This is a genomic window from Acinetobacter sp. YH12094 (assembly GCF_013419295.1).
In the GTDB taxonomy this organism is placed as follows: Bacteria; Pseudomonadota; Gammaproteobacteria; order Pseudomonadales; family Moraxellaceae; genus Acinetobacter; species Acinetobacter amyesii.
In genome coordinates, this window is sequence record NZ_VPAK01000002.1 from 158073 (window position 1) to 166875 (window position 8803).

The following is an 8803-nucleotide window of genomic DNA, read 5'->3' on the forward strand; positions in this document are numbered from 1 at the left end:
TAAATAACATAGCTGAAAACGTAAAAAGAATGCAAACCAAAGATTTGAATATGAAGGTTAGTTTTAGGTTTTATCGTTTGGTTTTTTAATATTTAAGTTGATTTGAAGGAAGTCAAATGGGCTGGATGAGCTTTGTTATTTAGTTTGAACCGCGAAAAAAATTGATCAAAAGCGTGTATAATTGAAGCGTATTAATTTATTTTTTTGATGAGTATAAAAAAACCCGCGATATTCGCGGGTTTTTTAAATCTAGCTTTTTAAAAGCAGATTATTTTTCAGCAGCAATTGAAGCAATCGCAGCATCTACGCCTTCGATTGAATCAGCAGCTTTCTTAATACGTGCAAGCGCATCTACAAGTACTTCGTCTGCAGTTGCATAAGAAATACGCATGTAGCCACCAAGACCGAACGCATCGCCAGGAACTACTGCAACACCAGTTTCTTCCAACAACCATGCAGAGAATTCTGTGCAAGATTTTAAACCTTTGGCACGAATTAAAGGACGGATGTTTGCGTATGCATAGAATGCACCGTCAGCAGGAAGGCAAGTAATACCGTTGATGTCGTTCAAGCCTTTCACAACTAGGTCGTGACGGCGTTTGAATGCTTCAATCATTGGCTCAAGAACGTCTTGAGGGCCATTCAATGCAGCTTCAGCAGCAACTTGTGAAATAGAAGTTGGGTTTGAAGTTGATTGAGATTGGATTTTTTTCATCGCACCGATCAGTTTAGCAGGGCCCGCTGCGTAGCCAATACGCCAGCCAGTCATTGCATAAGCTTTAGATACACCGTTAAGAACGATTACACGGTCGTAAAGGTCTGGTGCAACTGTTGCGATGTTGTAGAATTCGTCGTCCCAACGGATTGGTTCGTACATATCATCAGAAGCAACTAAAACTTCTGGGTATTTACGTAGTACGTCAGCTAAAGCAAGCAATTCTTCTTTAGTGTAGATCATACCTGTTGGGTTAGAAGGGCTGTTTAGAACCACTAAACGAGTTTTGTCAGTGATTGCAGCTTCTAATTGAGCAGGCGTAATTTTGAAACGTTGGTCTTCACCACATTTCACGATTACAGGAGTACCTTCAGCAATGATCACCATGTCTGGGTAGCTTACCCAGTAAGGAGCAGGAATAATTACTTCGTCACCTTTGTTTAACAAAGCAAGTGCCAAGTTAAAGAAAGATTGTTTACCACCACAAGAAACCAAGATTTGGTTTGCAGCGTAATCAAGGTTATTGTCGCGTTTTAATTTAGCAATAATTGCTTTTTTAAGACCTGGAGTACCGTCAACAGCTGTATATTTAGTGAAGCCATTGTTGATAGCAGCAATTGCAGCATCTTTGATGTGTTGTGGGGTATCGAAATCCGGTTCACCTGCGCCTAAACCAATTACGTTTTTACCAGCAGCTTTCAATTCAGCAGCTTTGTTAGTAACAGCAAGTGTAGGGGACGGTTTGATGCTATTTACACGATCAGACAGACGTACGTCCACGGCAGTATTCCTTCTTATAGGGATTAAAAAATAAAAAGCACACTATCTTAGCTTAAATGCATAGTAATGGGGAGTGGCAAAATCAACAATGTGCAAAAAAGTGTGATATTCCATCCTAACCCTATAATTAAGAAAATTTACATTGAGTTACTTAAATTTTTAATCAAATTTTATGGAAAAATCTTAAAGTCACGGATAAAAAAAGGGCATAAAAAAGGCCACAACCTGTGTGACCATTTTTAATAAAATTTTATACTTCAAATACTTTGCTTATTGAACAAAACGCGATAAATCTTCTTCAGGGCGAGCAGTTAGCACTTCTACACCATTTTTTGTTACAAGTAGCGTGTGTTCGTACTGTGCAGACAAGCTATGATCTTTAGTCACGACAGTCCATTTATCGCCAAGAAGTTTGGTTTTCCAGTCGCCACCATTCACCATTGGTTCGATGGTAAAGGTCATGCCTTCTTCTAAGATCATGCCTGTATTTGGTTGACCATAGTGTAAAACTTGTGGTTCGTCATGGAAAACGGTACCAATACCATGACCACAATATTCACGTACAACACCAAAACGTTCTGATTCAACATATTGTTGAATAGCATGGCCGATATCACCCATGGTTGCGCCTGGTTTTACCACCGCCATACCACGGTACATGGCTTCTTGGGCAACTTTGCATAAACGGTTCGCTAAAATAGATGTTTCACCACCCACGATATACATCATGTTGGTATCACCATGGTAACCATCTTTGATCACAGTGACATCGATGTTTAAGATGTCACCTTTTTTTAATTTTTTGCTTTCAGATGGAATACCGTGACACACCACATGGTTCACTGAAGTGCAGATAACGTGCTGAAATGCTGGACGACCCGGCGCAGCGCCATAACCTAAACATGCAGGAATAGCTTCTTGTTTATTGACAATATAGTCATGACAAATCGTATCAAGTTCTAGGGTAGTCACACCTGGAACAATATGCGGTTTGATCATATCCAAAACTTCTGCCGCCAGTCGACCCGCGACGCGCATTTTTTCAATTTCGTCAGGCGTTTTAATTAATCGACGTGGAGCTTCGTAAGTACTGTTCATGATCTCTAAAAACTTTTGGAAATTTGTATGTGACTATGGTATAAATAGCCGCCCATTTTATCAAATGCTTTTTCGTGAATATCTTTCACGAGCTTTGTGCGATGGGGCAATAAAATCCGCACATATATCGACACATTTCTCTGGGTGCCTTTTTAGGTGGAGAATGCGGGTATATGGAGGCCTAACCCAAACTTTAAGGTAAAGAAAATGGCAGATTACAACGTAAGCATGCGCGACCTTCTTCAAGCAGGCGCACACTTCGGTCACCAAACACGTTTTTGGAATCCAAAAATGCGCGAATACATCTTCGGCGCGCGCAACAAAATTCACATCATCAACCTTGAGCACACTGTTCCTGCGTTAAATGATGCTTTGAACTTTGCTAACAACTTGGCTAGCAAAAAGAACAAAGTTTTGTTCGTTGGTACAAAACGTGCAGCTTCTGCAATCATTCGTGAACAAGCTCAACGTGCAGGTCAACCATATGTTGATCACCGCTGGTTGGGTGGTATGTTGACTAACTGGAAAACTCTTCGCCAGTCAATCAACCGTCTAAAAGACCTTCAAACTCAATCTACTGACGGTACTTTCGCTAAACTTACTAAACGTGAAGCTTTAGAACGTACTCGTGAGATGGAAAAACTTGAACGCGCTCTTGGCGGCGTTAAAAACATGGGTGGTTTACCTGACGCATTATTCGTAATCGATGTTGATCACGAAGCAATTGCAATTAAAGAAGCTAAAAACCTTGGTATTCCTGTTATCGGTATCGTTGATACAAACTCTAACCCAGACAACGTAGACTACGTTATTCCTGGTAACGACGATGCGATCCGTGCAGTTACTCTTTACGCTTCTGCTATGGCTGATGCGATTCTTGCTGGTAAAGAATATGCTCAATCACAAGCAAATGCACAAGCTAAAGGCGAAGAAGCTCCTGCTTCTGAGGCTTAATGCGTTTGACGTAAGCTTGTCATTTTTGCGACACGTGATGGTGGCAAAGTAAGCGTCATGTATGCAGACGGCCCAAGAGACAGCTCTGGGCCGTTTCTGTTCTAAAAAAGAATTCATTTTCTACCGTATTTAGGAGATTAACATGACTGCAGTTACAGCAAGCATGGTTAAAGAATTGCGCGATCGTACTGGTCTTGCAATGATGGAATGTAAAAAAGCATTAACAGAAGCGGGCGGTGACATCGAATTAGCGATCGACAACCTTCGTAAATCTGGTCAAGCTAAAGCTGCTAAAAAAGCAGGTAACATTGCTGCTGACGGCGCGATCACTATCGCTCAAGAAGGCAACAAAGCAATCCTTGTAGAAGTTAACTGTCAAACTGACTTCGTTGCTAAAGACGAAAACTTTGCTGGTTTCTCTGCTAAAGTTGCTGCTGCTGCGCTTGCTGCTGGTGTAACTGACGTTGCTCAAATTGCTGAATTGAAACTTGAAGATGGTGCTACTGTTGAAGAAGCTCGTATCGCGCTTGTTCAAAAAATCGGTGAAAACATCCAAGTACGTCGTGCTCAAATCGTTGAAGGCGACAACCTTGCAGTTTACAAACACGGTTTAAAAATCGGTGTTGTAGTTGCATACGCTGGTGATGCTGAAACTGGTAAAGGTTTAGCTATGCACATCGCTGCATTCAACCCAGTTGCTGTAAACGAAGCTGGCGTTTCTGCTGAACTTATCGCTAAAGAAAAAGAAATTGCTGAAGCGAAAGCAATTGAATCTGGTAAACCAGCAAACATCGTTGAAAAAATGGTAACTGGTTCAGTTCAGAAATACTTGAACGAAGTTGTTCTTGAGAACCAAATGTACGTTATCGACAACGATAAGAAAGTTGCAGAAGTTCTTAAAGCAACTGGTACTACTGTTGCTAACTTCGTACGTTTCGAAGTTGGTGAAGGTATTGAGAAAAAAGCTGAACTTTCTTTCGCTGAAGAAGTTGCTGCTGCTCAAGCTGCTGCAAAATAATCTCTGATTATTTGTAGAAAAAAGCCCTCGTTTTTGAGGGCTTTTTTTATGGCTGTAGCTTTGCATAGTTCAAAGTAATTTTGACTTTGTGACGTGTACATTCTTGTTTATAAATTCTATTTATATCCATATTAATGACTATAATGAGTTAAAAATTTAGATTTAAACTTAGTTATGGCAAACAAAACAAACTTAACCATCGGCGGAATTATTGTTGCGCTTACAGCCGCTTATTTCGGAATCGATTTACAACAACAAAAATCTGCACCAGTTCAGACGACAGCGGAACAAAACGCACAGCCACAAATAGAATCAGTACAACCTGCAGATGCTCAACAAAAAGGGCAGAGTGCTGAAGATGTTATTGTGCATGCATTTAAAAATAAACTCAGTAATGTTCAGGTTGAGGGTACAGGTCGAGTGAAAGCGGTACTTCGAGATGATAATGAAGGTAGTCGCCATCAAAAGTTCATTTTGACCTTAAATAATGGTCAAACGCTTTTGGTCGCACATAATATCGATCTAGCCCCACGAATTGATGATTTGCAAAAAGGCGATACAGTTCAATTTTATGGTGAATACGAATATTCAGATAAGGGTGGAGTGATGCACTGGACACATCACGATCCGAATGGACGTCATCAGGATGGTTGGTTAAAGCATCAAGGTAAAACCTATCAATAAAAATCACGTAGTCATTTTTAACTTTAGTCATTTAAATGATCATGATTTAGATGAAGCTATCAACATAAAATTGGATTAACCATATTGAGTAAAAGCCAGTGTTTAAACACTGGCTTTTTGGTCGTATAAATAGAAAAAATGATTGGAAATACCAGAGATAAATACACCTATAAATAATAGGGTTTTAAGCATCGAATATAAAGAAAACCGATGTGGAAGAAGTGAAAAAGAGATCTATGAAATTAATCGTGCTCTAAATGCTCTTTATTTGCGATTTATAGCGTGTTTTCCAATTACCAAGTACTTTTCCTGCAAATGTATCTAAACACCAAATAGGGCCAATGAGGAGGAATTGGAGATCTTTGAAAAAAGAGGGCTTTTTACCTTCAATTTTATGGCCATAAAATTGACCAATCCATGCGAATATAAAGAGCGCGATATAAAAGCCATATCCAACTGGTAACACCCAAATTAGCCATGCCATGATTAATGTTAACGCGGCCATTGCAACAGCAAGGACAATGTCTAAACGTGCGTAAAAGATAAATGCTAAAGCAAGTAAGACAGCAGTAAGTAGCGCGCTAAAATGCGCCAATATGCCAACGATTGAAAAATAAATCGTGGGTACGCAAATCCAGTGAATCATTTTATTGGTTTTATTTTGATGACTTTCGCTGTATTCATCAAACCATTCGTTGATTGTTTTCATGATAGTCCTTAATCATGGGGAAGGACTCCAATATAAACAAGAATGGAGGAAGGGTCAAAATCAGGATTATGATGATTTGAAAGGCTAAGAGGCTACAAATAAAAAAACCACGCTAGGCGTGGTCTGTTAAATGCAGTCACTTCATTGGAGAATTAAGAATTTGGACCGTCTACGCGTTCAATGCTCACATTTGCAGTACCCGCACTGGTAATACCCAATTGCTTAGCAGCACCATAAGATAAATCAAGAACACGGTTACCATGGAATGGACCACGGTCATTTACTTTCACCACGACGCTTTTACCATTATTGCGATTCGTAACACGAATAAAGCAATTAAGTGGCAGGCTACGATGTGCTGCTGTAAGTGCGTTCATGTCAAACGTTTCACCGCTTGCTGTTTTACGACCGTGGAATTGACGACCGTACCAAGAAGCAGTACCTGTTTGAGTGAACTTACGAACAGTATTCGATGCAACAGTATTTAACTTTTCAATCACTGAAGGCTCATCTTCAGGAATTTCGATTTTAGCAGCGATTGTTTGACGACGAATTTTATCGCCAGAACGCTCAGTGATTGAAAGGCTACTTAAATTCGTAAAGTTTGAATTGAAGCTTTGAGCTTCTTTATTCAATACACGAGCTGCAAGACGCGAGTTGTCATTATCATGATTGAATGATGATGACTGAACCATCTCAGCTTGTGACTGACTTAGCGCGACTGCCGTGGCAAGCGCTAAGGCATATTTAATAATTGATGACTGCATTGTTTATCTCCCAATGGCATATTTACTGGTTCAACTAAGTCGCTGATATCCATGTAAACACGTCTGATATTTCACTTTTGCAACTACATTTAACGAGGTGGATAATATTCATGCCATCGATAAGCTGTCTAGTGTTTAATTAAAATACTTTGAAAATGTCTAAAAAATTAACAATATTTGGTTAAAAAATAATCAATAATGTAACAAGGTGTGTAAAATGTCGAATAAATGCTCATTTTAATGAAAATATTTGTTGACTTTTTTGATCTATATAAAAAAACCAGTCTTATCGACTGGTAACTTCAGTGCCTAAAAGCCATAGTGCAGTCGCATACATACGGCTTTTGTTATAGGTTGTAATGACCTGAAAATTTGGATAAGTGATGTAATAAATTGGTCCATAACTATCTTGCAATTGGATGACATTGACCAAATCGAGATCATCGATTTTTACCAATGGATTCATAGGGGTTACACCTTGAGCCTTGAGTACACCATAGGGTGTTGGCTGGTTTAAATCCTTTGCAATAATAGCATCTGGGTTGTTTCCACTGTACCGAGCAGCAAAAGCAATTGGTTGATTACGCTGCCAACCATAATTTGCTAGATAATTTGCAATTGAACCAATGGCATCAACAGCCGAATTACGCAGGTCAACATGACCATTACCATCGTAGTCCACACCAAATTTTGGAATGTTACTTGGCATAAATTGAGGATAACCCACAGCACCTGCATATGAACCGACGACAGAGTTGGTTGGAACACCATCTTTATATGACCAAGCAATCAGTGCAGCAAGTTCATCTTGGAAATATTGCGCACGGCGTTCATAGCCAAAACCAAGGGTCGCCAAAGCATCACGGGTAATAAAATTACCTTTATTGCTGCCGTAGCCTGTTTCAACACCCAAAATGCCTAAAATCACGGATTGAGGCACACCAAATTGTTGTTCTGCACGATTTAAAGTGTCGGCATATTGATTTTTGAAGCGAACGCCGCGTTGAATTGTACTTTCAGCTAAAAAATTGGTTTTGTATTGGTACCAAGGCTTTGATTCACCAGGTCTATTCATAATGCTAATAATGTTGGGTAGGTTTTTACTGCCTTGCATTGCCCAATCAATTTGATTTTCACTCAGACCATAGGTTTGCATTGCATTTTGTTTAAAGCTTGCATATGCCGGATGAGATTGGAAGTCGTTAGCCTGACAAAAACTGGTCAGTGAAATTGAACCGGCCATAATGGCAATATGTGATAGTTTTTTATAAAAATTTCGATTTAGCATAAATAAAAAATTTCCAGTTGCTTTAGCGATGAGTATGAACAAAATTTCGAGGGGAAAAGATCCTGAAAATTGTGATGACCTTCTGGTTTCATAGCTCATTAAAGGTAAACGTTACCAATAGCAACTAAGATACCACTGACAGCGCATGCTTTCATAAATAGATATACAAAAAAAGACAAAGCAAAGGGTTTTTTCGCAGTTAACATATTGAAAAGTGACATATTCATTTACATAACTTGCAAATATTCACAAATCATTTGAAATAAAGATGACTCTAAAACTCATGCGTCATAAAAACGCAGAACGAGTAAACTTTATCGCGTTGCGAAATACTGTTTAGAAGCTACAAAAGTTGCAATGTTATATCTATAAATAAAGGGACAGGATTAAAAAGGTACCGGTCTAAAACACCCATATGCAAGCAGTGGTTTATTCATTACATAGTTTTTGTTCGTCAGCGCTTCAATGCTGTTGAAAACGTCGCTATATATAGTAGAAATATAGACTGAATGATAAAAAAGAAAGAGATTGAATATTAAAATGGACACATTGAGATTTAAGCCAAAATGACGGCTCACATTAAAATATGATCTATATTCAGGTTCTTCCTGTTCTTTGTAGATTTTTAAAAATTGTGGATATCAATGTACTGTCTTTCTTTTAGAGACCTTTGCACAAACCAGCGACCTACTCTCGACACCAATCTCAAACTCAACTAAAAACTGGAATTGGTGTTAAAAGATAGAAAAAGTCACCGAATTGGCATAACACTCTCCTAAATTGCAGTTAA

General features: G+C 39.0%; 8 protein-coding genes. 3 read left to right on the forward strand and 5 right to left on the reverse strand.

Annotated features, from left to right (window positions below; all coding sequences use genetic code 11):
• Window positions 1-268: 268 nt before the first annotated feature.
• Together FTU34_RS02320 and map are read right to left on the reverse strand one after the other, a co-directional pair.
• A complete protein-coding gene (locus FTU34_RS02320; protein ID WP_111883988.1) occupies window positions 269-1495 on the reverse strand; it encodes a pyridoxal phosphate-dependent aminotransferase in 1227 nt (408 codons plus the stop codon).
• Between the two features lie 270 nt (window positions 1496-1765).
• The gene (gene map, locus FTU34_RS02325; RefSeq protein WP_078191991.1) at window positions 1766-2593 is read right to left on the reverse strand and encodes a type I methionyl aminopeptidase; all 828 of its coding nucleotides are present in this window, start codon (window positions 2591-2593) and stop codon (window positions 1766-1768) included.
• Between the two features lie 207 nt (window positions 2594-2800).
• Here map and rpsB point away from each other — a divergent pair, with 207 nt between their 5' ends.
• The 3 genes from rpsB (at window position 2801) to FTU34_RS02340 (ending at window position 5249) form a co-directional block, all read left to right on the forward strand.
• Window positions 2801-3547 (forward strand): 30S ribosomal protein S2, encoded by a 747-nt coding sequence (gene rpsB, locus FTU34_RS02330; RefSeq protein ID WP_078190314.1) that lies wholly within the window; start codon window positions 2801-2803, stop codon window positions 3545-3547.
• A gap of 142 nt (window positions 3548-3689) precedes the next feature.
• Window positions 3690-4565: a translation elongation factor Ts gene (tsf, locus tag FTU34_RS02335; protein WP_078190313.1), complete on the forward strand. Its 876-nt coding sequence runs from the start codon at window positions 3690-3692 to the stop codon at window positions 4563-4565.
• A 174-nt stretch (window positions 4566-4739) separates the two neighbouring features.
• A complete protein-coding gene (locus FTU34_RS02340) occupies window positions 4740-5249 on the forward strand; it encodes a DUF3465 domain-containing protein (protein ID WP_180023365.1) in 510 nt (169 codons plus the stop codon).
• 253 nt (window positions 5250-5502) lie between these two features.
• On the opposite strand, the gene FTU34_RS02345 is transcribed toward FTU34_RS02340, so the two are convergent.
• The 3 genes from FTU34_RS02345 to mltB all read right to left on the reverse strand — a co-directional run bounded on the left by FTU34_RS02345 (window position 5503) and on the right by mltB (window position 8013).
• Window positions 5503-5958 carry a DUF962 domain-containing protein gene (locus FTU34_RS02345; protein ID WP_180023366.1) on the reverse strand — a complete coding sequence of 152 codons (456 nt, stop codon included), beginning with the start codon at window positions 5956-5958 and terminating at the stop codon, window positions 5503-5505.
• A 152-nt stretch (window positions 5959-6110) separates the two neighbouring features.
• A complete protein-coding gene (locus FTU34_RS02350; protein ID WP_180007647.1) occupies window positions 6111-6725 on the reverse strand; it encodes a septal ring lytic transglycosylase RlpA family protein in 615 nt (204 codons plus the stop codon).
• A 286-nt stretch (window positions 6726-7011) separates the two neighbouring features.
• Complete coding sequence (gene mltB, locus FTU34_RS02355) at window positions 7012-8013, reverse strand: lytic murein transglycosylase B (protein ID WP_078191987.1); 1002 nt, start codon at window positions 8011-8013, stop codon at window positions 7012-7014.
• Window positions 8014-8803 lie beyond the last annotated feature (790 nt).